Consider the following 23,957-nt stretch of genomic DNA (forward strand, 5'->3'; position numbering starts at 1 on the left):
GCCCACACCCCGGCCGCGCGAGACCGGGGGAGCGCTTCGCCGACCCCTATCACGCAACTTGATCGCGAAACCATCAAAATCGCTGACCGCACTCACGGCGACGCGCAGCTGAAGGTCGGCAGCCCGATCCGGGTCGAGATCGTTCTCCAGAACCTGACCGACTATCCGCAGCTTGCGAGCTTGCAAGGCTACACGGTCACCAAGCTGGAGCCGAGCAAGCTCGACCGGGAATCCGCCTACGGGCACAGCGCTGGTTCCCCAGACGTCTTGCCGTTCCCCACCGACTTCCCGGTTGGCTTCACGCCGGGGCAGTGGCTGGTGCATGACGCTGACATCACGTTCAGCGTCCTGAACCTCGACACCGGCATGTACGCGGTCCCACCGGGCACGAGCCCGACGGCCGAGATCAACGCGACCGGCAAGGTCGTGTACGGCTACAACCTGCGCGTCGGCGTGGCAGGACGTTACAGGATCCAATTCACCAGCTCAGCCCTTGTCCAATTCGGCGGTGTTGACGCTGGAGTCTGGTCCGACCCCAACAACGTTTACATCGACATCAACGTGGTCACGGGTGGTGGCGGTGGAGGTGGCAAGCCGAGGTAGTTGACTCTCGGCTCGTACAAACGTCGAGCGCCATAGCAGCACGCCGCAAGCAGGCCGGGGCAGGAGTGGCAGACCTCCCCGGCCGTTTCATCTTCTACAAGAATACGGGAGGAGTGAAATGAACACTCGAAAACGGCAGCTCGCCATGACCGCCCTGGGAGTTGCGACGCTTGCGATCACTGCGGTAGGAACACAAGGCGCACCGCCTGCGCCCCCCTGGTTCACCTGGACCACGGTGGTGAACAACGGCGACTTCATGCCGACCGACTCATGCGTGCCGACAGCTCCCAGCACACCCCCGTGCCGCACCTTCAACAGCTACAACCAGCCCTCGGTCAACGCCAACCAGGTGGTGGTGATCCGGGCGCGCAGTCGCGGCGGTCAAGGGGGACAAGCCGTCCACGGCGTTTACACCCGCGACATGGCGGCGGCGGGTCCGGTGGTCAGGATTCTCGACCGCAGCACCCTGGTGCCCCAGCCCAACAATCTGGACAGCACCTTCATCGAGCCGCCGTCCTTCCCGCGCATCGACATCGGGATGGATACCGTGGCCACGCGGGGCAACCACCAGCCGGTGTGGAGATACTTCCTTGACGATGTCACAGAGACGCGGGCGGGAACCACCGGCGTCTACACCAACCCCTTCGGGGACCTGATCGCCGGCGCAAGCAAGCTCGGCGCGGTCCCGGACTTCTCGTTCTTCGAGGTCCCCGAGGCACCCGGCACGCCCTTCGACGTCTTCCCCGGGGCCCCAGCGGTGACCGACGGCGCCACCATCGCCTTCAAGGGTAACTACCCGGTGAATGGCGTCGGCAAGACCGGTGTCTACTACCGCGACCTTGAGAACGCCCCGATCCCGTTATCGGCGGACAACCTGGAACCCGCGGGCGGCTCCAACCCCGTGGTACTGATCGCCAACAGCCTCGACACTTTTATCCCCGGCACGAGGACGATTTTCGGCTCCACAGCGCCGCCCAGCGCAGCCAACCGCCAGATGGTGTTTGCCGGCTTCGACAACGAGGATAAACCGACCCTCGGCGGCATCTACCTGGCTCCGCTGAATGGGACGACGCAGCCTCCGCTCAGGACGCTCGTCGCGATTGGCGGCCAGGTCCCCGGGGAAAACAGCAAGGCACGCTTCAACAGGCTGGGAGAGGGCGTCTCCTTCGACGGCCGATTCGTGGCCTTCTGGGGCGCCTGGGGGACTGAGAAAAAGACCCTGGTCCTGCAGTGCAGGACCGAAGGCAACGCCGACCGCGTAGCTTTCTGCAATCAGCAGCACCCGAACGGCTTTATAACGACGGTCCCGGTGAACCAGGGGATCTTTGTCCACGACCTCGGAACCAGACAGACCCAGGTGGTTGCCAAGACGCCAGCCGACTATGACGACTTCGTCTACTGGAACTTCTCCGGACGGACCCCGGGAACTGGCGAAGGGGACGATGACGGCGAGCTGGCGCGCTGGCGCTCGGCGAGCTTCGTGGCCGTTTCGGGGCTGGTCGACGGGACTCTGACCGACGCGACCTTCCACGCCGCATTCAAGGCCAGGACGGGTATTCTGATGAGCGGCACCTATGCAGAACCGGTGGACGGCATCTACCTTCGAGAGGGACCCGGGAAGGCCTCACTGCTCACCCTGGTCGAGACGGACATGGACGGATCCCTGATCGACCCCGAGGCCGTCGATGACCTTGGTGCCGCCCTACCGGTGACCGAGATGGGAATCGAGCGCGACGGCTTCCGCGGAAACTCGCTCGTCATCAACGCCAGCATGGGCACCGAGGAAACGGGCTGGGCCGGTATCTATCTGACCGAGGTGCCTGAATAAGGTCCGCCGACGACCCGGCACCCGAGTGGCCGGCGTCGCTCGGGCATCAGGACGCTCGGGCAGAGACTGCGACCGGCGATGCGAGCTTGAGTTGACGCCATGAAACACCTGGCTCCGCCCTATCCCGAGGATCCGCCCTCTGAGCGGCGAATGCCGTTCCCGGGAGGGTTCCTGCTCGCGAACGCGGTCGCGGCGCTGCTCATCGCCTTTCTCGGTTGGCATATCTACGAGTCCCACCGTTTCTTCGGCCAGATCGCGACCGAATTCGTGGGGCAGACCGAGGCGGTCGCACAGGTCCGTAAGCTCCGTTGGGAGCTGACTCAAGCGGCGCACCATGTCGTGCTGTTCGGCGGCGGAGAGGACCGGAGAACGGACTACGACGATGCGACGCGGCGTCTGGAGGCGGAGCTTGACGCGGACCTCGGGCTGCCGGAGCAGGCCCCGGAGCGGGCCGGGCTCGGGGGGCTCGTCGACCTCACGCGGAGGCTCCGCACCATCGAGGCGAAAGCCATGGTGGCGGCCCTGGAGGGCCGCAAGGACGAGGCCCTAAACCTGCTTCACTCGCCCGACTATGTGGAGGGCACGGGTGTGCTGTGCGCGACCATGGATGCCTTCGCCAAGTCCGTCTACGACCGCTTGCGGGGGCGGCTGCGGTCCCACGGGGAGAACGAGCTCGTCTTCTTTTCGGTGGACGTCGCGGTGCTGCTCTTCGCCGGGGGACTGTGGTGGCTGTTGGGTGTGCGCCTGCACAACTGGCAGGCGCGCGCTGATTCCGAGCTGGGAAAGAGGATCAACGCCGAGGTTCATCTGCGTCAGGCCCAAAAGATGGAGGCCCTCGGCCAGATGGCCGCGGGAGTCGGGCACGATTTCAAGAACCTCCTGAGCAGTATCCAGGGCTATGCGGATCTCGCCTCGCGGGCGGCCGCGCGGGGGCAGATCGACCACGCGAGCCTCGATGGTATCCACGCCGCGGCCCAACAAGGCGCCGCAGTCACGGGCGCGCTGTTGACCTACAGTCACAATACCGGACCTGAACGGGCGCCGTTCGATCTCTGCCTCCTCCTGACCGAGACCGCCCGTCAGTTGCGACAGACGCTGCCGGCCGCCATCGAGATCCTGACGCGGTCGGATCTGCCGCCGGGGCAGTGCCGGATCATCGGAGACAGAAACCAGCTGCAGCAGGTGCTGCTCAATCTCGCGACCAACGCCGCAGACGCGATGCCTGCCGGCGGGCGGCTCACCGTCGCGCTCAGCGAGGGCGACGCCGGAGACGCCGGCCCCGCGCGCGCCGCAGCCCGCTCGGTCATCTGTCTCTCCGTGTCGGACACCGGCCAGGGGATACCGCCGGAGATCAGGGGACGCATTTTCGAGCCCTTCTTCACCACCAAGGGACGCGGGCAGAGCACCGGACTCGGGCTCGCGATCGTGCACGCGATCGCCCTCGACCACGGGGCGACCATCGACGTCGACTCGTTCCTCGGCGAAGGCGCGACCTTCCGGCTCTGCTTCCCGCGCGACGAGTCGGCGTCGGTCGCGGTCCCGGCGCACGCCACAGACCTTCAGGGAATGCTGCTGATCGCCTCGCACGACGCCTATCGGGCACAACTCTTGGCCTCCGCCGTCGGCCGGCTCGGCCTCGAGACCGAGCAGATGGTCGATTGGCGTGAACTGCTCGATGCCTTGCTGCGGCATCGTGAGTTGGCTTTAACAGTCCTGCTGGACGCGGATTTCACCGACTGCAGGGCGCACGACTGCAGCGAGGCCTTCGCTGCGGCCGGGGTGCGACCCCGCGTGCTCATCATGACTGAGCGCGACTCTCCCGCGGTGCGTGAGTACGAGGACGCCGGATTTATGGTCCTCGAGCAGCCGCTGCCGCTGGCGGAGCTGGTGAGCCTGATCGCGAAGGGCGGCACACCCCCATGAGCCGGAGCCCTGCGACCTTGCTCATCGCGGACGACCACGACCTGCTCCGCGACATGCTCGCGCGCCGCCTCGCGGAGGAACCCGACCTTCAGGTGATCGGCACTGTCGCGGACGCCTCCGCGGCCCTGGACGCGTGCCTCGCGCACCGGCCGGACCTGGTCCTGATGGACATCGACATGCCCGGCCTTTCCGCGTTCAAGGCCGCTCATCTTATGAGGGACCGGCTGCCCGACACCCGGATCCTGTTTCTCTCCGCCTATGTGCACGACGGCTTCATCTCTCAGGCCCTGGAGGTCCGTGCGGGCGGCTACCTGACCAAGGGCCGGAATCCGGAGGCGTTGATCACCTGTATCCGCACGGTGATCCGCGGCGGCACCTGCTTTGCGCCCGAGGTGGAGAGTCGTCTCGAGATCGGTCCGGGCGGCGTCCGCCTGGCCCAGAAGCCCCGAAGCCGGCTGGAGCTGCTGACCGCGCGCGAGAAACAGATCCTCTCCTATCTCGCCCGCGGTATGTCCAAGAAGGAGATCGCCCGCCTGGACGGCACCAGCGTCAAGACAGTCGATCATCACTGCCAGCACGTCATGGAGAAGTTGGACCTGCACGACCGAGTCGAGCTGACCCGCTACGCGATCCGCGAGGGGCTGGTCGCGCCGTGAGCCCATCGCGCCCTGGCGGCGCCCTGGGGGGTATACGCCCCATGTTCGGCGCGCCCGCCGCGGCCTATAAAGGACATGAGTCCGAACGTTCCAGGGCAGCGCGCCCGGCGCAGGTTGAGGTTTGGCGGCAGACGCCCTGGCCTTACGAAGGAGACCGAACCATGTACTCGAAGCTATTGCGAACACTCCTCGTCGCAGCGTCCGCTCTTCTGACGACGGCCCAGGCAGACCACATGAGTCCGTGGGGGCCGGGATGGGCAAACATGCCCAACGACATCCACAACACGCGCATTGATTTACGGGACGACAACGATGCGTTCCGCGACTTCGTGCAGTACGGCGAGGGCGCCGACACCACGAACCGTTTCCTGACCGAAGAGACGGCCGCGGTGGAGGCCGAGCTGGCCTCCGGTCACCAGGTCGATCAACTCGCGGCACGACTGAATCCGCTGCCGGACTTCCTGGGAGGCGGTTGGGCAAGATACAGCCTGTTCGACGGCGACACCCTGGTGAGCCGGGTGCTCAACATCAACATTCGCCTGAGACTCGTCACGAAGAACGGGGCAGTAGCCAACGAATCGCTGGGACTGACCGATGGAGTAAATGCGGTCGGCGCCTATTTCAGATACGCGACGCCTGACGCCAACCAGTACTACGCAACGTGCAACCTCGTGTTCGATGACGTCATCGACACCGACGGCGACGGGGTGGGCGATTACGCCGTCTATTCTCTTTCTCTGAAGGAAGACCCGACCGGTCTGGTCGACGGGACCGGTGGATGTGCCGATATGGCGGATGCGCCGAAACTGCCGGATGTTCAACTCGGTGACGTCATCGATATCGCCGTCGATGCGATCTGGCCGGTTCTGCAGGGCGACTTCTAGCGACGCTACCGAGGAATCCAGTCACTCCTCCCCTTAGCCGCCCTCAGGGCGGTTTCTTGTTTCCAAAAGAGGACTCCTACGGCATGCTCGTGGCGAGTGGCCAGCGGCGCCTTGCACGACGCCGCCACTGGGCAGTGCGAGGGCAAGGCAGCGACGAGCAGATGTTGTTCCGTGGCCTGCGCAAACATCTTGAGCCAAGCGACATCCTGTTCGGCGATGCCTTCTTCCCCACCTATCTCCTGCTCCGCGACTTGTTGCGCCGGGGCGTCGACGGCCTGTTGCAGTGCGGCGCGCGCCGACGCAGCAGCGACTTCGAGCTCGGCGAGCGGCTTGGCACACGCGACAATATAATCCCCTGGAGCATGTCGAAGCGCCCGCCGTGGATAATCTTAGATCCGGCAGTTGACCGCTTCGTGCTTCATGCAAGGTCTTGACGGCCTTGACGATCGTGCTCGTCTGACGGCTCACCTGCCGGGTGAAGGCCGCTACGACCCCTGGAGCACGCCCCGCGCGGCGCCCGACTGCGTTGCAACTCGTTGGCGTAGAACCACTACGCCGCCTCGTCGCGCCTTGCCGGACACCGCGCGGGACGCACTCCAGGGGCCGTTCAACTGCCGGATCTAGGATAATGCCGCGCCGGAGGGCCTCGTCACGAAAATCTCGGCGGCGAGGAGTAAGACGCATGCCAGTGCGGGTCGCAATATGGTGAAGGAGTCGCTTTGCGCCCCGATCACGCGGGCATCATGGGGCTCGTCGAACCCACGGGCAGCCGCACGCTCACCGCGAGCCCCCCTTTGGGCGCCGTCTCGAAGACGAGTACCCCGCCGTAGGCATCGACGACATCCCGGGCAATCGCAAGTCCCAATCCGCTGCCCTCTCTGCGCTCGTCGAGACGTAAACCACGCTCGCCGAGCCGCGGCGTCTGCTCCGCCGGGACACCGGGACCATCGTCCTCGATGCCGATCTCGATTCGATCGCCGACGCTCACCCGGATGTCCACCTCGGTCCGCGCCCATTTGGCGGCGTTCTCCAGCAAATTTCCCAGCAGCTCCAGCAAATCGTCTTGGATGACCGCGGCACGGGCCTGCGCAGGCGCGACCAGCTGCCAGTCCAGCCGCGCGCCCTCCGGGGTGCGTTGCAGCGTGCGCAGCAGTCGGTGAATGGTCTCGACCACGTCGGCATGGGATGGATGGACACCCGCACCGGAGCGAAGCCGGGCGCGCACCAGCTCGCGCTCGACCCGCCGCCGCATGGCCATCGCCAAGTGCTCCAGATCGTCTGCCAGGGGCGCGTTGCCCTGCTCGCGCAGACGCTGTGCATCCGCCACCAGCGCACTCAGCGGGGTCTTGAGTCCGTGAGCGAGGTCCGCGGTCCAGGCCCTCGCCCGCTCGATCGTCTGCTCACGGGCTTCCAACAGGGCGTTCACCTCGCCGACCAGCGGCATGACCTCGTCCGGGTAGGCTTCACCGAGCCGCCGCGTCCGGCCGGTGCGAATCTCGCCGAGACCGCGTCGAACCGCGTCGAGCGGCGCGAGGCCGGTCTGGATCTGGACGAAGGCCGCCAGCGCCAGCACCAGCCCAATGAGGGCGAGATAGGGCAGCATGTCGGCGGCGAAGGCATCCCGCGCCGCGATCAGCTCCGCCCGATCGACCCCCACCATGAGCCGCAAGGGCGTGAGCCCGTCAACCGCCTGCAGGCGAATGCGACGCTCGCGCACCAACAAGCGCTGCGCGTCCGGACCCATGACCTCATGGGCGTGGACGGTGCCCGGATCCAGATCATCGTCGCTCAGCTCGACCACATGATCCCAGAGGGAGCGGGAGCGCAGCAGCCCCGGCCGGGCTGAGCCGTCGATTTGCCAGTAGAGCCCGCTCAAGGGCTGTCCGAAACGCGGGTCGGCGGGCTCGCGCGCGAGCTCGACCTCCCCCTCCGGCGTGACCGTCACCGCGGCGGCGAGCTGGTTGAGCTGCGCCCGAAGCTCCTCGCCGATGCGCCGCTCGACATGGCGCTCGAAGAGGGTCAGAAGACCGAGCCCGGCGACCACCAGGGCCAGCGTGATGGAGAGTGCGGCACCGATCCAGAGGCGGGCGCGCAGCGAGCGGCGGGTCATGTTAAACCGCGTCGCGCGCGACACATTGGGTTCGACTGAAGGCCATACACCGCAGCGACCAAGCCTCTTGGAGATGACGCGGTTTAAGTCTTTTCAGATCTTCACTTGAACCGCGTCGCGCCGACCGCGCGCCGGACCTCAAGCGATCACGCTCACTCCAACACATGCTTGGACTCCGGACGCGGTTCAATACGCCTCCTCGACCAGATACCCGAACCCCCGCCGCGTCTGAATCACATCGACCCCGAGCTTGCGGCGCACCCGCCCGACCAGGACCTCGACGGCGTTGGACTCGCGCTCGAAGTCCTGCGCATAGAGCTGCTCGGTCAGCTCGAGCTGGGAGACGACGCGCCCGGCGTGCTGCATCAGATAACTGACGAGACGGTATTCCTGCGGGGAGAGATGGATCGGGACACCATCGACCGTCACGGCCATCCGCCGGGTGTCCAAGACGACCGGGCCGTTGACGAGCACCGCGCTGGCCTGCCCCGCGGACCGACGCACCAGGGCGCGCAGACGCGCCAGCAGCTCCTCCATTCGGAAAGGCTTGGGCAGATAGTCGTCGGCCCCGGCGTCGATGCCCTCGACCCGCTCGTTCCAATCACCCCGCGCGGTCAGGATGAGCACCGGAAACCGCTGCCCGTTCGCCCGCCATTTGCGCAGGATCGAGAGCCCGTCCATGCTCGGTAGGCCCAGATCCAGGATCGCCGCCGCATAGCTCTCGGTATCGCCCTTGAACCAGGCGACCTCGCCGTCGGTCTCGTGATCGACCACGAAGCCCGCACCCGCCAGCGCGGCAACCAAGCCCTCGGCGAGCCGCACGTCGTCCTCGACCAAAAGCAGGCGCATCAGTCCTCCTCGACCGCGAGGATTTCGGCCGTCGCGGCGTCGACCAGCACCTCCACCAATCGCCCGTCCTGCGCGATCAGCTTGATCTCGTAGACCCAGAGTCGCTTGCCGAGCCAGTTCTCGCGCTCGAGCTCCACCTCGATGACCTCCCCCGGCACCTCGTCCGCGACCCGTCGCAGGATCTCGGCGATCGGTCGGACCTCGCCCTGCTGCAAGGCGTGTCGGGCACGGTCGTGATCATGGCGCGCCGCGCCCATGCCCTCGTGTCCCGACGGATCCGCAAGTGACATGGCCGGGGCCATGGCCGACATCAAGACGGCGGCCAAGAATCGACGACGCAAGAACGGCTGGGTGTGCATGGAGCCCATTATGGACCGAACCAAGCTGACCGTTTGCTGACAAGGGCGCACAGGGTTTCGTCAGGCACTCCCCCGTAATCTGCACCCAAGCCGCGATCGATCGCGGCCGAGCCATCGTCAACGCAGAGATCAGGAGAGCAAGCAGATGACCACCGAGACCATGATCGCACCGGCGATCACCCGACACGAAAGCCCGGAACGCATCCGCGTCTGGGATCCTCTCGTGCGAATCTTCCACTGGACACTGGTCGGCGGTTTCGCCACCGCCTTCATCGTCGAGGACGACCTCCTCGGCGTGCATGTGTGGGCCGGCTACCTGGTGCTGAGCCTGATTGCCGTGCGCCTGGTCTGGGGCCTGATCGGCACCCGTCACGCCCGTTTCAGCGATTTCGTGCGCAAGCCGAGCGACGTCCTGGCTTATGTCCGGGACGCTCTGCGGCTGCGCGCCCCGCGCTATCTCGGACACAACCCAGCCGGCGGCGCCATGGTGATCGCCCTGATGATTGCGGTCGCCTTGACCGGACTGAGCGGGCTGGCGGTCTACGGCGCGGAAGAGCTCTCAGGCCCGCTGGCGCCGATGATGAGCAGCCTTCCGGGGTCCTGGGGCCACTTCTTCGAGGAGGTCCACGAGGTTATGGCCAATCTCACCCTCGCACTGATCGTCGCCCATGTGGCCGGCGTCATCTTCTCCAGCCTGTCCCATCGGGAAAACCTGATCGGCGGCATGATCACCGGATTAAAGCGGAAGGACATCCAATGAAACCCGACATGAAAACGAATCTGGCCGTTCTGATCCTCGTGTGCGGCGCCTCGGCAGGCCCGACCGCGTCCTTCGCCGGCGACGCCGCGGCAGGTGCTGCGGCCTGGACCAAGGAATACCCGCAAACCGACGGCTCGCCGGCGCGCAGTTGCGTCACCTGCCACGGCCGTGACCTGACCAAACCTGGCCAACACGCGGTGACCAACAAGGTCATCGAGCCCTTGGCGCCATCGGTGAATCCGCAGCGCCTGACTGATCAAGCCAAGGTCGAGAAATGGCTGCTGCGCAATTGTCGCTGGACCCTCGGGCGCGAATGCACCCCCGTGGAGAAGGCCGATTTCATCAGTTACATCCAAACCCGGTAATCAGGAGCTGCCCCCCATGCGCACATCGACAAAGACGGTCGCCATGCTGGCCGTCGCAATCCTCTCATTGGGCGCCGTCGGCTTGGCCCTCGGCGATTCAGACGACGACGATCACGAAAAACACGAGAAAGGCGGCGGCTGGGTGAAGTCGCGCCCCGATGTCGCCCCGGTCGCGAATGCGACCTACAGCGCGGAATGCGGCTCCTGCCACATGGCCTATCAGCCGGGTCTGCTGCCCGGCGATGCCTGGACGCAGATCATGAGTCCCGCCGGGCTGAGCGACCACTACGGCGACGACGCCTCGCTGGCCGATGACGTCCGCGCCGATATCACCGCCTTTCTGCTGAACAATTCGGCCGACCAAGCCGAGCGTTCGCGCTCGCGGGCCTTTGCGGTGAGCGCGAACCCAACGGCATCGGGCCCGGGGACGACGCTCCCGCGCATCACCGAGACCCGCTACTTCATGCACGAGCATGACGAGATCCCGGCACGTCTGGTCACGGGCAACCCGGAGGTCGGCAGCTTCAGCCAATGCAACAGTTGCCACCGCGGGGCCGCCGAGGGTGTCTTCAACGAAAAGCAGGTCTCCATCCCCGGTTACGGACGCTGGGAGGACTGAGCGCCTGCTCGGGCTACGTCGAGATTTGGCCTCGACCTCATCCCCGGTGGCCGGGTGCGGTATGTACCTGAGCCGGCCGCCGGGGACAATTTTGATTGGACAGGCATCATGAGTACCGCAACCCTTTCAAGCCTGATCGGCGTTCTGATTCTGGGGCAGGTGGCCGGTTTTGCGCTGGTCGCCCGTCATCGCTACCGAGGCAAGTTCCGCGCACTGCAAACCCAGGCGCTCGGCGGCGGACCGGGCGCGCCGCCGTATCGGACGCCCTCGGATGCGGAGGAGGAGAACCAGGACAACGTCGATCCTGACGAGCTCGACGTCTTTCCTTCGGCCTGGGCCGGGTACAAGGAGTTTGTCGTTCAACGGCGAACCCCGGAAGACCGCAACGGCGACGTCTGCTCGTTCCATTTGGCTCCCGCCGACGGCGCACGACTCCCGGCCTTCCGCCCCGGCCAATATCTCACCTTCAAGCTGGAGATCCCGAACGGCGATGCCGGATCGACCAAGGGCGTCGTGCGGTGTTATTCGCTCTCGGATCGCCCACGATCCGACCTCTATCGTGTCTCCATCAAACGTGTGCCTGCTCCGCCCGGACGGGCCGAACTTCCCGGCGGCGTGGCATCGAGCCATTTCCACGACTTGGTTCGGGAAGGCACGCGCCTCGCCGTCAGGGCACCGTCGGGGCACTTTCACCTGATCGAGGACGGGGATCTGCCGATCGTGCTGATCGCCGGCGGCATCGGCATCACCCCGATGCTGAGTATCCTCAACGCCCTGGCCCATTGGGCCGATCCACGCGAGGTCTGGCTGTTCTACGGCGTGCGCAACGGCACCGAGCACATCATGAAGGAGCACCTGGAGACACTGCGCGACACCCATCCTGGCTTTCATCTGCGTGTCGTCTATGCCAATCCATCCGACGCGGATATCCCCGGGATCGACTATCACCATCGGGGGTACATCGACATCCGACTTCTGCAAGAGGTCCTGAACCTCGGTCGCTACGAATACTACGTCTGCGGCCCGCCTCCGATGATGGAGGCGTTGGTTCCCGCGCTGGAAACCGCCGGCGTGCCGGCCTGGAATATCCACTACGAATCCTTCGGCCCCGCCTCGCTGAATCGGGGCCAAACGTTGACCCAAGCGCAGGGCGAGAGCCCGATCACCGTGCGCTTCGGCAAATCGGGCACCTCCGTGCCGTGGGATCCTGCCGCAAGCGAGTCCCTTCTGGAGCTGATCGAAGATCAAGGGATTCGTGTCGATTCCGGCTGCCGCGCCGGCAGCTGCGGCTGTTGCGAAACACGCATCGAGGCGGGCGAGGTGCTGTATCGGCAGCAGCCCGACGCCGATGTGAAACCCGGCCACTGTCTGCTGTGTATCGCAACACCGTCGACCGACCTCACCCTGGATATCTAGCCATGAACCGTTCGATCGTTCGTCGAGAGGTCTTGCCCTTCCTGGTGATGTTCGGCTCGCTGATCGTTGCCACCGCCATGACGGATGCCCTGCTCCATGCACTCGATCTCTACTGGATCGGGCGTTATCTCGGCATCCCGGGGACCATCCTGATCTTGTTGTCGTTTGGCTACTCCATGCGCAAGCGCAAGCTGATTCGGTTCGGTCAGCCCAAGCGGCTGTTGCAGTTACACGAGATTCTCGCGTGGCTCGGTGTCCTGATGATCCTGGTTCACGCCGGTGTCCACGTCTACGCCATCCTGCCTTGGCTTGCCCTCATCGCGATGCTGATCAATGTGGCGAGCGGGATGACCGGTCAGTACCTGCTGGACCGCTCCCGACGCCGCTTGGGCACGAAGCGCGAGACCTATTCGCAGCGCGGTGTCGCGGCGGGAGAGGTCGAAAAAGAGGTCTTCTGGGACGCCGTCACCGTCGACGTGATGAAGCAATGGCGGACGATCCATATCCCGATCACGATGGCGTTCGGCGTTCTCGGCCTCGCCCATATCCTCAGCATCCTCTTCTTCTGGCAGTGGCAATGAACGGTAAAACGATCGCCTATCTCGTCGCTGCCAACCTAGCGGTCTTACTCGTACTCGCGCTTGTCTATCCGCACCTGATGATTGCGCCGGGCAACCTGATCGAGGCTCATCGCGCGCTGGAAACCGACTGTTTCGCCTGTCATCAGCCCTTTATCGGCAGTACACCGGGCCGATGCACCCAATGCCACAAGCCGGCGGAAATCGGCCTGGTCACGACCAAAGGCGTGCCGATCGCCGACGAAGAGAAGCTCGTCGCCTTTCATCAGGATCTGATCGAGCAGGACTGCGTCGCCTGCCATAGCGACCATCGGGGCGTGCAGGCGTTTCGGCCGATCGGACAGTTCTCGCACGACCTGTTGCGCACGGGTCTGCGGGACCAGTGCACCGGGTGTCACCTGCGCCCCGGCGACGGCCTTCATCGCGAGATCCTCGGCGAGTGCGGCCAGTGCCACTCCCGGGATCGCTGGGCACCGGCGACGCTCGACCATGATCGGTTCTTCCGATTCGACCAAGACCACACCACCGCCTGCGCAACCTGCCACATGAGCGACAACTACAGTCGCTACACCTGTTACGGATGCCATGAGCACTCACGCTCCGGCATCCGCGAGGAGCATCTGGAAGAAGGCATCCGCGACTTCGAGGACTGCGTGGAATGTCATCGCAGCGGCGATGCCGAGGACGGCGAGGAGGGAGGCGACGACGACTGAACCGGATGCTTCGGGACCCGCCGGCGGGATTGTGTTGCGGCCTGGTCGGCGGTACAAGAAACATAGCGACAGCCGACTGGACAGGTCGGCCGTCGCTCGATCGTCAAGCACGAAAGGCCAGGCCGGAGAGACAGCGCGAACGCGCAATGTGCGAGGGCTCTCGGCCACCGCAGCTCCGAACGGAGCCACAACAAGAACGACCACCCGGAGGAACCGAAGATGATGACCAACCGTAACAGCCGACTGTCCGCCCTGTCCGCAATGCTTGCGGCCACCTGCACGATGGCCACTCCGGGATATGCCGCCCGGCCGTTGGAGACGGTGACGGCGATTGCCTTCGACACGGCGCCGACCCTGGACGGCGTCGCCGACGATGCGGTTTGGGCCGCAGCAGCCCCGGCGAAGCTCCATTTCAAAAAGGGCGCGAACTTCGGCGACAAGGGCAGCACCGACGGCACGATTCGCGCGGCGCGCGTCGGCGACGAGCTCTTTTTACTGCTGCAATACGAGGATCCGACACAGTCCGAGCAGCGCTCCCCCTACGTCAAACAGGCCGACGGCTCCTGGAAGAAGCTCAAGGATCCGGAGGATAAGGGCGGCGACAACAACCGTTACTACGAAGACAAGGCGGCTCTCCTCTGGCCGATCGGCAACTCCATTGCCGATTTCGAGGAGGATGGCTGCTTCGGGGCCTGTCACGACGACGAGCCACCGAAGCCCTACGGCAACAAATACACGGAAAACGAGGGCGAGCGAGGCGATCTGTGGCACCTCAAGACCGTGCGCACCGGCCCCGTCGGACAGGTCGACGACGGCTGGCTGGACCACACGCGCTTCGATCCGGAGACCGCGAAGGGTGCCGGGCGGCAGAGCGACGCCAAGACAGGCGGCGGCTATGAGGACATCGAGCTCGTGGAGGGCAAACCCGCAGTCATGAGCAGTGACGGTAAAGCCGCGAACAAGGGCGGTACTTACTGGGTCATGGCGGCCGACAAGGCCCCTTTCGACGATAGTCGATTCGAGCCCGGCGACGAGGTCGCCTCCATCATGATCGCACCCTTCCAAGGCGACCGCGGCGACATCGCCTTGGGCTTGTCCTGGAACGACGGGGTCTGGACCATGGAGATGCGGCGGAAACTGGTCACGGGCAGCGAGGCCGACGTGCAGTTCGAGGATCTGACGGCGGCCTACCCCTTCGCCGTCTCGGTGTTCGACAATGCCCAGGTCAGGCACGCCTTCATGCAGAAGCCGGTCGCGCTGGTGTTCGAGGAATAGGGCGCGCGGGGCGTTCGCTTTCTTGAGAGAGCCGCCTGCCTCCCGCTTCGGGTCGCAGGTGGCCGGCGTGGATTTCATACCCGGGCGGGTGCAATAACCCGCCCGGATCCGACCCCGGACATCGAACGCCGAACGCTGATAGCTTGCCGCTGGAGGCCGGAGGCTTTTGTCATCCTACAAGGAGCACCGCAGTGGGTCCACGCACACCCGAGTCCACCGCATCAACCAGACCCGGAGTCTCGAACGACCGGCTGCTGCGTCTGGCCACCTACGCCTCGGTCGCGACGGCTTGCCTGCTGATTCTGGCCAAGCTCGGGGCCTGGTTGGTCACGGGATCGGTCAGCGTACTGGCGTCGTTGGTCGATTCGGCAATGGACGCGGGCGCCTCGCTGGTGAACCTGCTGGCGGTGCATTGGTCGCTGATGCCGCCGGATGCCGAGCACCGCTTCGGTCACGGGAAGGCCGAAGCCTTGGCCGCACTCGGACAGGCGACCTTGATTGCCGCGTCGGCCGTGTTTCTCGGCCTCCAGGCGGTCGACCGTCTGCTGCACCCGCAACCTATCGCGGAGGCCGGAGTCGGCCTGCTCGTGATCGGTTTCGCGATCCTGGTCACCTTGGCGTTGCTGGCGTTCCAACGGCACGTCATCCGCCGCACCGGATCGGCGGCGATCCGGGCGGACGCACTGCACTACGCGACGGACCTGGCCACCAATGCCGCGACCGTCGTGGCGTTACTGCTTGCCTCCGCCGGCTGGTCCGAGCTCGACCCGCTGTTCGGCCTGGCGATCGGAACCTACATCCTCTACAGCGCCTTGCGGATCGGCTTCGATGCGGTCCAGCTCCTGATGGACCGCGAGCTTCCCGAAGAGGCGCGCCGACAGATCCTTGACCTTGCGGCTTCGGTGCCCGGCGTGCTGGGGGTACATGGATTGCGGACACGTCGATCCGGACAATCCCTGATCATCCAGCTACACCTGGCGCTCGACGATGCCATGCCCCTGCTCGCCGCCCATCAGGTCGCCCTCGATGTCGAGGCGCGCATTCGCGATCTGCATCCGGACTCGGACATCACCATCCATCAGGATCCGGTCAGCCTCGGCGAAGAGAGCTTGCCTGCCTAACGACGCGCGGTCTGTTCAGCTTCTGCCCTCCGTTGAGATCGAGAGAAGCGATGAGCCTGGACATCGCCGAGCAACCTCATTCTCAGCGGCCAGGCAGGACCCTGCGGGATATCCGGGCACACGCTCGGCGATATCACCTGCTCTCGTCTGTCTCCGATCAGTAAACCCTCAAATCCCGGCAACCGGGGAAAGAACTTGTCTTCGTCGAGATCGAGCGCCCCTTGACCGAGCAATCCAGACTCACCGCCCGGCTGCGCTACGACCGCACCGAGGCCAGCGTCTCGCAGTCGCGTGCCGAGCTTGTGCCCGTCGGCCCGGCCTGGGTGCGTTCCGCCGAGCAGTTTTATCGTGCCTACTTTGGTGTCGGCGCCGAACACAAGGACGAAGACAATCTGGGCGGATTCCTGACCTATGCGCACAACCTGAGCGACGGCCTCTCCTTTTCCGTCGGGGTCAGCCGGACCCTTCGCTCCGCCGATGCCACCGAACGCTACATCGCATCCAACGCCATGCCGTCGACGGTCGCAAACAATCAACGCTGGGTCGGCAACCCCGGCCTGGATCCCGAGTCGCATCATCAGATCGGCCTGACGCTGGCAAAGGTCGCCACGCACTGGAACACCCAGCTCGACCTCTTTTACGACCGGGTCGACGATTTCATCCTGCGGGATCGCGCCCATGGCCAGCCGGGGATCTTGCTAGCCGACGGCACCTTCATCTATCGAAATATCGATGCCGAGCTCACCGGCGGTGAATGGACCGACTCGATCGCGTTTGCCCGCCACTGGCGAGCCGGCGCCTCGCTCGCCTATGTCTATGCACAGGATCGCACCGACTCCACACCCATTGCCCAAACCCCGCCGCTCGGCGGCACCGTCAGTCTCGATTATCTCGCCGAGCGCTGGTCCGTCGGCACCACCGTGAATTGGAACGACACCCAGAACCGTGTGGACGAAAACCCGCTCACCGGAAGCGGTCTGGACGTCGGCCCGACGGCCGGCTGGTGGATCCTCGACATCTATGGTCAGGCGCAGATCACCAAGTTCGCAACACTCAGTCTCGGGGTGGACAACCTCTTCGATCGCGCCTACGCCTATGCCGTGAACCGCGCCAACGTCGATCCCTTCAACCCGGGTCCGGTGCAGGTCAACGAGCCTGGACAGCAGCTGTGGGCTCGGGCGTCGCTTGATTTTTGACGAAACGCGTCATCCTGGCCGGGGTATCTTCATCGATTGCATTAGTCCCATTTCGGGACTATTCTGCCCTGCATGCGAGTCATTGCCGTCTCCACGCTCCGCGCCTTCTGGCAGCGGCATCCAGATGCCGAGCAGCCGCTGAGGGTTTGGTTCGAGGAAGCCGCCAATGCCTCTTGGACGCAGCCATCCGACATCAAGGCGCTGTATCGTAGCGCAAGTATCCTCAAGAACCGTCGCGTCGTCTTCAACATCAAGGGCAATGACTACCGGCTGATCGTAGCCATTGCCTATAAGCTACAGATCGTCTACGTGAAGTTCATCGGCACTCACAAGGAATACGATGCCGTGGACGCGGAAACGGTTGACAGCACCTAATCGACCTAGAGCACACCATGGACATCCGCCCGATTCACACCGAAGCCGATTACAAAGCCACCCTCGACGAAATCTCGGCTCTCATGGAGGCTGATCCGGATTGGGGCACTCCCGAGGGCGATCGACTGGACATCTTGGCAACGCTCGTTCAGACATACGAAGCCAAGCACGCCCCCATCGATCCTCCCGACCCGGTCGAGGCCATCAAGTTTCGGATGGAGCAGAGTGGCCTGTCCGTCAAAGACCTGGAACCCCTCATCGGCAAGAGCAACCGGGTCTACGAAATCCTCAATCGCAAACGGCCGTTGACGCTGCCCATGATTCGCAGGCTGCACCGGCACCTCGGTATTCCCGCGGAGGTACTGATCGCTGAGACGGTGACCAGGTGATCGTCAACGCAGCGGCAAAACGCATGACCCCCGGGTAACCTTGGAACGCCGAGGCGTGGACACCCAACCCACCCGCGTTCTCCTCCTCGCTCGATTCGAGATCCAGTTCAGCGCCAATTCAGGTTCGGGAACGAGACTGCATTCGGGTCGAAGGCGACACATGGGTCGCCTTCGACCGAGTCGGCTTGCTCTGCCTCAAAGGGAAGACGAGCCACAAAGGCTACTCATCCAAACCAAGGGGACCAGGCGCATGCAGAGACCACGGCTGACGGCCATCGCCGTCTCGGTTGGACTCCTGTCGGTCACGGGCGGTGCCATCGCCGGTGATCGGCTCGACCACGACGAGATCAAGCAACTGCGCGAGACGGGGCAGATCCTGCCGATGGGCGAGGTGATGGCCAGCGCCCAGACGGTGCAACCCGGCCAGCTCGTCGAGGCCGAGCTCGAGCGCGAGGACGGCGCCTATCTCTACGAGATCAAGATCCTGGCCGCCGACGGGACGGTCCACAAGCTCGAGCTGGACGCCGCGACCGGTGAGGTGATCAAGCGGAAGGAGAAGTAAGCCTTGCTGAACCGCGTCCGGCACGACATGCGCTCCTGTATCCTTTTGCAATCTTTCGGTCACCAACAGACGCCGCAGCAGACGCGGTTCAGAATATTGAATTCTTTGATCTTAAATCGCGTCGACTCCAAGGCTCTCCTGTCGCTCCGGAGTCGGAGAGCTAGGCCGACGCCGTTTGTCGCTCCGGACGCGATTTAATGCGCCTGCTGCTGGTGGAGGATGACGTGGCCCTCGCGTCCGAGCTGCAAAAGGCACTCAAGTCCTCCGGCTTTGTCTTGGATCACGCCGCCGACGGAGTCACGGGCGAGGCGCTAGGCGCCGGCGAGCCCTACGACGCTATCGTCCTGGACCTCGGACTCCCCGGGCGGCCCGGATTGACGGTGCTGCGCAATTGGCGCGTGCGCGGTGTGACGACACCTGTCCTGGTGCTCACCGCACGCGATGCCTGGCACGAGCGCGTCGACGGACTCAAGGCCGGGGCCGACGACTATCTCGGCAAGCCCTTCCACATTGAAGAGCTGATCGCGCGCATCAATGCCTTGACGCGACGCGCGGCGGGCAATCTGCGCAGCGGCCTGGAGGTCGGCGGCCTGTGTCTGGACGAGGATCTGCAACGCGTGGTCCTCGCCGACGGCAGCACCCATGATCTGACCGGCACCGAATTTCGACTGCTCCGCTATCTGATGCTCAATCCCGACCGGATCCTCTCCAAACCCCAAATCATGGATCACGTCTACGATCTGGATGCGGATCGCGGCAGCAATCTGATCGAGGTCTATGTGCGGCGTTTGCGCGAGAAGATCGGCAAGGACCGCATCCAGACCCTGCGGGGTCAAGGCTATCTGTTCCCGCGCCGATGAGATCGCTGGAGACGCGTCTTCAACTTGGTTTAGCCGCCAGCCTGGTCGTGCTCATCGGGGCGTTCTGGGGATTCGGCCACGCGGCCCTGCATCGCACCGCCGACGCCTTCGTACTCTCGCGACTGGCGCATGATGCCGAGGGCCTGGTCGGCGCCTTGTCCCGGAATGCCGGCGGGCAACTAGAGCTCGGTCAACAGCGATTGACGCCGGTCTATCACCAGCCCTATTCCGGCCACTATTTCGTGATCGAGACACACGACGGACAACGTATCCGATCGCGCTCGCTCTGGGATCAGGATCTTGCCGGCCGACCGCTTGCGCCGGGCCTGACGGGGCACTGGCGCGCCGTCGGCCCTCAGCAGCAGCAACTGCTGGTGTTGGGCGGCGGCTATCGATTGGACAACGACAATTTTTCACTGGCGGTCGCCGAGGATGTCACGCCGCTCGATCATGCCCTGGTGCACTACGAACGGCTGTTCGCCGCGCTGGCGCTCGGCGGTCTGATTCTGATGCTGCTGGTCCAGCGGCTCGTCGTGCGCCGGGCCTTCGCGACCCTGATCCCCGTCTACCGCGACATCGGCCGTCTGGAGTCCGGCCAGACCGTTGCCCTGACCGAGCAGGTGCCGAGCGAGATCCTCCCTCTGGTGCGCAAGCTCAACCGGCTGCTGCTGCTCTTCGCTCAGCGCCTGGAGCGCTCGCGGACCGCGGCCGGCAACCTGTCGCACGCGATCAAAGGTCCGCTCGGTCTGTTGCGACAACAGCTGCATGACCCAGCTCTGTCGGTCGATGCGCAGACGCGCGAGGCACTGATCGAGCAAGTCGAGCGCCTGCGCCGACTCGCCGAGCGCCAGCTCAAGCGCGCACGCCTCGCCGGTGCCGGCGGGGCGGGACTGCGCTTCGACCCCGACGAGGAGCTGCCGACCCTCACCCGGCTCCTCGGCCGCATCCACGCGCCGAAGATCCTCGACATCCAGCTCGACATCCGCACCTCCGGCCCGCTCGATCTCGACCGGGAGGACATGCTGGAGCTGCTCGGCAACCTGCTCGACAATGCCTGCAAGTGGGCCGACAGGCGGGTACGGTGCAGCCTGTCGCAGGACGCGCAAGAATTGGTCTTCAGGGTCGAGGACGACGGACCCGGCTGCTCCGATGCCGAGATCGCCGACATTACCGGTCGAGGGGTCCGACTCGACGAGGAGGTCAGCGGTCACGGACTCGGCCTGGCGATCGCCAAGGAGATCGTCGAGAGCTATCGGGGGCGCATCGCCTTCGGTCGCTCGTCCGCGCTTGGCGGTTTGTGCGCCGAGGTCAGATTGCCGGTGAGTGAATGAGGCTTCGACGGCGCGACAATTTCGTCGATGCCGACGACCGACGTCGAATGCTGAACAGCCACCGCGGCCCCAAACCGCTGGAGTAACCGGAACCCATCGTTGTTGGATGAAAACTTGCTTACTCACCTGTAACCGAGCACCCGAGGGGCGCCCGACGATCATTGAGCGGCACGCTTAGGGTGCGCTCGGGGAACCGCCACGGGATGTCGCGATGCCGACGGTCGGGAACGGCCCCCGCATGGCTCTTGGCAGTCTGGATGTGTAGCGCCGGTGCAACGGACATGCAGCCGCCATCGTCCGTGTTGATCGAAGGCGCCATCGGCACCGGGTACGACAGCAACCCGGCACAGAGCAGCGACGGCTCGGGTCTGTTCTTCGCCGACGTCGCCCTGAGCCTTGCAGGCCAAATGGACCGGAGGATGAGCGGACTGGATTGGCGCCTCGATGCCTGGTACCAGGACTACGAAGGCCCCGACGACATCGGGCGGGTTGCGGCGACGGGGATCTGGCAGAGGACGCTCGAGCGCATCCCGGGCGCACTCGCCGTCTCGACCGAGGCGGTTCTGTATCGGGACGAGATCATCCCCACGGACTCGCGCCACGAGCTCGCCGTGCTTGGCCGTTTCGACCGCATTCTGACGCCGCGTCTGGATCTGATGTCGTTCGGCGAGCTACGTTGGCTCGATTTCCTGGACCCGGCCTATCCCTGGGAGGGACGACCCGGCCCCGGTCGAACCGGGCCTTCTCGGGCCGGCAGCTCGGGCGGTGCGCATTCGGCCACGCCGTCCGAGTGGGGCGGCGGGGTCAAGCATCGCGAAGACTGGCTTGCCAGCCTCGGGGTGGAGGGTCGCTGGCATCTGTCGGCCGACGCATCCGGCGCGCTGGCATTGAGCTGCGCCCGCAACAGCTCGTCCATCGTCCCGGATGGATACGACGCCTGCGCGGCCGACCTGTCCTTCACGCTCATGCCGGCGCCGCGGTGGCAGGCTCGGATCGACGCGGGTTGGTATCGGACCGATTATGAACGCACCAGGAGCGGGTTTAGACGGCAAGACACGGGATATGCGCTCGGCGCATCGCTGCAATGGACTGCGGGACCCGGCGAGGTTCTTTGCGAGCTACGCTGGCTCGAAAACCAGTCGGATCTCGCGATCAAGTCCTTCCAACAGACGGTGACCCGTTGTGGCCTGGTATGGCGCTTCTGATCGACAACGTTGGTGATCGACATCGTTGGCACGCGATGCTGTTGGCTGCCGGCGTGTTCCTCGCTGTTGCACCTGCGCTGGCGGAGACGCCTCTGATCGGTCGAGTCGTCTCGGTGGACAAGAGCTCGGTTCTGATTCAGCCCGAAGGCGTCGGCGCGCAACCCGTGCGTCTGCCGGTCGAGCCGGGCAAGATTCCGGGCGACCTCTCCGCAGGCGCACGGGTGCGGCTCTGGTCCGATCCGGACCTCGCCGCGGGAGGACCGGGTTGGCGCCTCGCTCCACAGGCCGGAGGCCGTGTCGGCACCCTCGACGCTGACCGCACCGGCGTGCGATCGCGCATCGGCCGCGGTGCCGGACAGGATCCTTTTGGCGCAGGACAGGGCGCAGGCAGCGGCGGGGGCGGTCGGCATGGTCGGTGAGGTCGCAGCCCGCCGACTTCCGCCATCCTGGATCGGCCACCTCTTGGTGTTCGGGCTTTTGGTCGCCATGGCCGCCGGCTGGTTCTTCATCCAGGCACGACAGAGCCAGCAGGGTTTCGTCGCCGATATGGAGGAGCATGCACGGCTGCTTTCGGATGCGGTGGCGCTGCAGGCCCGCGGCGCCGTTCTGGCGCAGGACGCCATCGATTCCATCTTGACCGATCTGCTCGGCAGCTCCGCACGTTTCGTCGACTATCTCGACGGCATCGAGCCCTTCACCGAGGAGGAGCTCAGCGCCTTCGCCACGCAGGCGGGCCTGTCCATGATCCGCGTGATCGGGCCGGATCGCCGTATTCAGGGATCGCCCGGCGGGCGCGACGAGGTCGGGCCGGGATGCGCGGTCCTACAACGGCTGATCCCCGTCTCCGACACCCAAACCCTGATGTTCGGCGTCCCGCGGGCCGGCACCGACGGTTGTGTCCTCGTGGGCTTGGACAGCCGCGGCCTCGACCGACTGAAGGCCGCGGTCGGTCTGACGCGCGCACTGGAAAACCTGGCAACCCTACCCGGTGTGTTGGCGGTCGAGATGGAGGGCGAGCCGAATGCGACGCTCGCCCAAGCCGGCGGTGTGGGTACCCCGGCGGTACGCATTCGCCGCCAAGCCGGCGGACGGCTGGTCGCCGAGGCGCTGACACCCGTCGACGGAGGCAAGCTGGTGCTCCTCATGGATGCCGACCGCCTGGTCGAGCAGCACCGTCGGATATGGTTGGAGTTTGCCGGCTTCCTGCTGGTGTTGGTGGTGACCGGCGGGCTCGGTACCTGGTTGCTCTACCGCCACCAGCAGGCACACGATCGCCAGCTTCGGGCCTACGAGCGGCAGCTCTCCCAACAACGCGAGGAGGCCGGCCTGGGTCGTGCCGCTGCGGGCATCGCCCATGAGATCCGCAACCCGCTCAACGCCATGGCGATGGGGCTGCAACGTCTGCAGATGGAGGCCGACGGGCTTGATCAGGGGCAAAAGCGGCTGTTGAGTGTCGTCATGGATGCCTTGCGGCGCACCAACGACACGGTCGGGGGCCTGCTCGACTATGCCCGAGCCTATCGACCGCGTCGGGAGCCCGTACGGCTCGACCAGCTGATCGGCGAGCAACTGAGTCTCTACCGGCAGCGCATCCGCGATCTGGATGTGCATCTGACCGAACAGTTGGCGCGCTCCACCAAGGTCCGCGGCGACCCGGATCTGCTCCGGCAGGTGCTCGACAACCTGCTGCGCAACGCCTTGGATGCCCTGCCGGCGGGCGGCCGCTTCGAGATCGGTCTGACCTCGCGCACCGAGGGCGCGCGGTTGACCATGACCAACGACGGTCTGCAGCTCGCACCCGAGACGCTGGCGCGTATCCTCGAGCCCTGGTTCACCACCAAGACCGACGGCACGGGCCTGGGGCTCGCCATCTGCGTGCGCATCATCCAGGCCCACGGCGGTCACTTGCTGGTGGACTCCCCGAGCCCCGGCCGACTGCGCGTGGACGTCCTGCTCCCGGACTGAGGCCGTTTGGGCCTG

26 protein-coding genes are annotated in these 23,957 nt (G+C 65.3%); 23 read left to right on the top strand and 3 right to left on the bottom strand.

Annotation, left to right across the window (positions count from 1 at the left end; translation table 11 throughout):
- The 6 genes from BLV04_RS24980 to BLV04_RS15475 form a co-directional block, all read left to right on the top strand.
- The coding region (locus BLV04_RS24980; protein WP_175534655.1) for a hypothetical protein at nt 1–603 on the top strand (603 nt) is incomplete at its 5' end.
- A gap of 145 nt (nt 604–748) precedes the next feature.
- Nucleotides 749–2,431 (top strand): hypothetical protein, encoded by a 1,683-nt coding sequence (locus tag BLV04_RS15455; RefSeq protein ID WP_139191945.1) that lies wholly within the window; start codon nt 749–751, stop codon nt 2,429–2,431.
- A 99-nt stretch (nt 2,432–2,530) separates the two neighbouring features.
- On the top strand, nt 2,531–4,354 hold the full coding sequence (locus BLV04_RS15460) for a two-component system sensor histidine kinase NtrB (RefSeq protein WP_093034028.1): 1,824 nt from the start codon (nt 2,531–2,533) through the stop codon (nt 4,352–4,354).
- Nucleotides 4,351–5,010 carry a response regulator gene (locus BLV04_RS15465; RefSeq protein ID WP_093034031.1) on the top strand — a complete coding sequence of 220 codons (660 nt, stop codon included), beginning with the start codon at nt 4,351–4,353 and terminating at the stop codon, nt 5,008–5,010. Before BLV04_RS15460 ends, BLV04_RS15465 begins: the two co-directional genes overlap by 4 nt.
- A gap of 263 nt (nt 5,011–5,273) precedes the next feature.
- Nucleotides 5,274–5,894 carry a hypothetical protein gene (locus BLV04_RS15470; protein ID WP_093034034.1) on the top strand — a complete coding sequence of 207 codons (621 nt, stop codon included), beginning with the start codon at nt 5,274–5,276 and terminating at the stop codon, nt 5,892–5,894.
- Nucleotides 5,895–5,950: 56 nt separating this feature from the next.
- On the top strand, nt 5,951–6,328 hold the full coding sequence (locus tag BLV04_RS15475; RefSeq protein WP_175534656.1) for a hypothetical protein: 378 nt from the start codon (nt 5,951–5,953) through the stop codon (nt 6,326–6,328).
- A gap of 296 nt (nt 6,329–6,624) precedes the next feature.
- Here the strand turns inward: BLV04_RS15475 and BLV04_RS15480 are convergent, their stop codons facing one another.
- The 3 genes from BLV04_RS15480 to BLV04_RS15490 form a co-directional block, all read right to left on the bottom strand.
- Complete coding sequence (locus tag BLV04_RS15480) at nt 6,625–8,004, bottom strand: sensor histidine kinase (protein WP_093034040.1); 1,380 nt, start codon at nt 8,002–8,004, stop codon at nt 6,625–6,627.
- A gap of 186 nt (nt 8,005–8,190) precedes the next feature.
- A complete protein-coding gene (locus BLV04_RS15485; RefSeq protein ID WP_093034043.1) occupies nt 8,191–8,853 on the bottom strand; it encodes a response regulator in 663 nt (220 codons plus the stop codon).
- The gene (locus BLV04_RS15490) at nt 8,853–9,212 is read right to left on the bottom strand and encodes a PepSY domain-containing protein (protein ID WP_245731917.1); all 360 of its coding nucleotides are present in this window, start codon (nt 9,210–9,212) and stop codon (nt 8,853–8,855) included. Before BLV04_RS15490 ends, BLV04_RS15485 begins: the two co-directional genes overlap by 1 nt.
- Before the next feature lie 145 nt (nt 9,213–9,357).
- Here BLV04_RS15490 and BLV04_RS15495 point away from each other — a divergent pair, with 145 nt between their 5' ends.
- The 17 genes from BLV04_RS15495 to BLV04_RS15580 all read left to right on the top strand — a co-directional run bounded on the left by BLV04_RS15495 (nt 9,358) and on the right by BLV04_RS15580 (nt 23,942).
- The gene (locus BLV04_RS15495; protein ID WP_093034049.1) at nt 9,358–9,972 is read left to right on the top strand and encodes a cytochrome b/b6 domain-containing protein; all 615 of its coding nucleotides are present in this window, start codon (nt 9,358–9,360) and stop codon (nt 9,970–9,972) included.
- Nucleotides 9,973–9,980: 8 nt separating this feature from the next.
- Nucleotides 9,981–10,337, top strand: coding sequence for a DUF1924 domain-containing protein (locus BLV04_RS15500; RefSeq protein WP_093034332.1), 357 nt, complete (start codon nt 9,981–9,983; stop codon nt 10,335–10,337).
- Nucleotides 10,338–10,353: 16 nt separating this feature from the next.
- Nucleotides 10,354–10,956, top strand: a complete 603-nt coding sequence (locus BLV04_RS15505; protein WP_093034052.1) for a diheme cytochrome c — start codon at nt 10,354–10,356, stop codon at nt 10,954–10,956.
- Between the two features lie 108 nt (nt 10,957–11,064).
- Entirely contained in the window at nt 11,065–12,372 is a 1,308-nt protein-coding gene (locus BLV04_RS15510; protein ID WP_093034055.1) for a 2Fe-2S iron-sulfur cluster-binding protein, read from the top strand.
- Nucleotides 12,373–12,374: 2 nt separating this feature from the next.
- Entirely contained in the window at nt 12,375–12,953 is a 579-nt protein-coding gene (locus BLV04_RS15515) for a hypothetical protein (RefSeq protein ID WP_093034058.1), read from the top strand.
- A complete protein-coding gene (locus tag BLV04_RS15520) occupies nt 12,950–13,663 on the top strand; it encodes a class III cytochrome C family protein (RefSeq protein ID WP_093034061.1) in 714 nt (237 codons plus the stop codon). The genes BLV04_RS15515 and BLV04_RS15520 overlap by 4 nt, the downstream gene beginning before the upstream one ends.
- A gap of 219 nt (nt 13,664–13,882) precedes the next feature.
- Complete coding sequence (locus BLV04_RS15525) at nt 13,883–14,938, top strand: ethylbenzene dehydrogenase-related protein (RefSeq protein WP_093034063.1); 1,056 nt, start codon at nt 13,883–13,885, stop codon at nt 14,936–14,938.
- 191 nt (nt 14,939–15,129) lie between these two features.
- Entirely contained in the window at nt 15,130–16,059 is a 930-nt protein-coding gene (locus tag BLV04_RS15530) for a cation diffusion facilitator family transporter (RefSeq protein WP_093034066.1), read from the top strand.
- A gap of 209 nt (nt 16,060–16,268) precedes the next feature.
- Nucleotides 16,269–17,255: a TonB-dependent receptor domain-containing protein gene (locus BLV04_RS15535; RefSeq protein WP_281241856.1), complete on the top strand. Its 987-nt coding sequence runs from the start codon at nt 16,269–16,271 to the stop codon at nt 17,253–17,255.
- Nucleotides 17,256–17,327: 72 nt separating this feature from the next.
- Nucleotides 17,328–17,630: a type II toxin-antitoxin system HigB family toxin gene (locus BLV04_RS15540; RefSeq protein ID WP_093034069.1), complete on the top strand. Its 303-nt coding sequence runs from the start codon at nt 17,328–17,330 to the stop codon at nt 17,628–17,630.
- Nucleotides 17,631–17,647: 17 nt separating this feature from the next.
- Nucleotides 17,648–18,019 (top strand): helix-turn-helix domain-containing protein, encoded by a 372-nt coding sequence (locus tag BLV04_RS15545; RefSeq protein ID WP_093034072.1) that lies wholly within the window; start codon nt 17,648–17,650, stop codon nt 18,017–18,019.
- A gap of 250 nt (nt 18,020–18,269) precedes the next feature.
- Entirely contained in the window at nt 18,270–18,581 is a 312-nt protein-coding gene (locus tag BLV04_RS15550) for a PepSY domain-containing protein (protein ID WP_093034075.1), read from the top strand.
- Nucleotides 18,582–18,778: 197 nt separating this feature from the next.
- Nucleotides 18,779–19,441, top strand: coding sequence for a response regulator transcription factor (locus tag BLV04_RS15560; RefSeq protein ID WP_093034081.1), 663 nt, complete (start codon nt 18,779–18,781; stop codon nt 19,439–19,441).
- On the top strand, nt 19,438–20,772 hold the full coding sequence (locus BLV04_RS15565) for a sensor histidine kinase (RefSeq protein WP_093034084.1): 1,335 nt from the start codon (nt 19,438–19,440) through the stop codon (nt 20,770–20,772). Before BLV04_RS15560 ends, BLV04_RS15565 begins: the two co-directional genes overlap by 4 nt.
- 281 nt (nt 20,773–21,053) lie before the next feature.
- On the top strand, nt 21,054–21,977 hold the full coding sequence (locus tag BLV04_RS15570; RefSeq protein WP_093034087.1) for a hypothetical protein: 924 nt from the start codon (nt 21,054–21,056) through the stop codon (nt 21,975–21,977).
- A complete protein-coding gene (locus tag BLV04_RS15575; protein WP_093034090.1) occupies nt 21,965–22,396 on the top strand; it encodes a hypothetical protein in 432 nt (143 codons plus the stop codon). The genes BLV04_RS15570 and BLV04_RS15575 overlap by 13 nt, the downstream gene beginning before the upstream one ends.
- A complete protein-coding gene (locus BLV04_RS15580) occupies nt 22,386–23,942 on the top strand; it encodes a sensor histidine kinase (protein ID WP_093034094.1) in 1,557 nt (518 codons plus the stop codon). Before BLV04_RS15575 ends, BLV04_RS15580 begins: the two co-directional genes overlap by 11 nt.
- Nucleotides 23,943–23,957: the final 15 nt, after the last annotated feature.

This window comes from Thiocapsa roseopersicina, from assembly GCF_900106925.1.
GTDB classification, from domain to species: domain Bacteria; phylum Pseudomonadota; class Gammaproteobacteria; order Chromatiales; family Chromatiaceae; genus Thiocapsa; species Thiocapsa roseopersicina.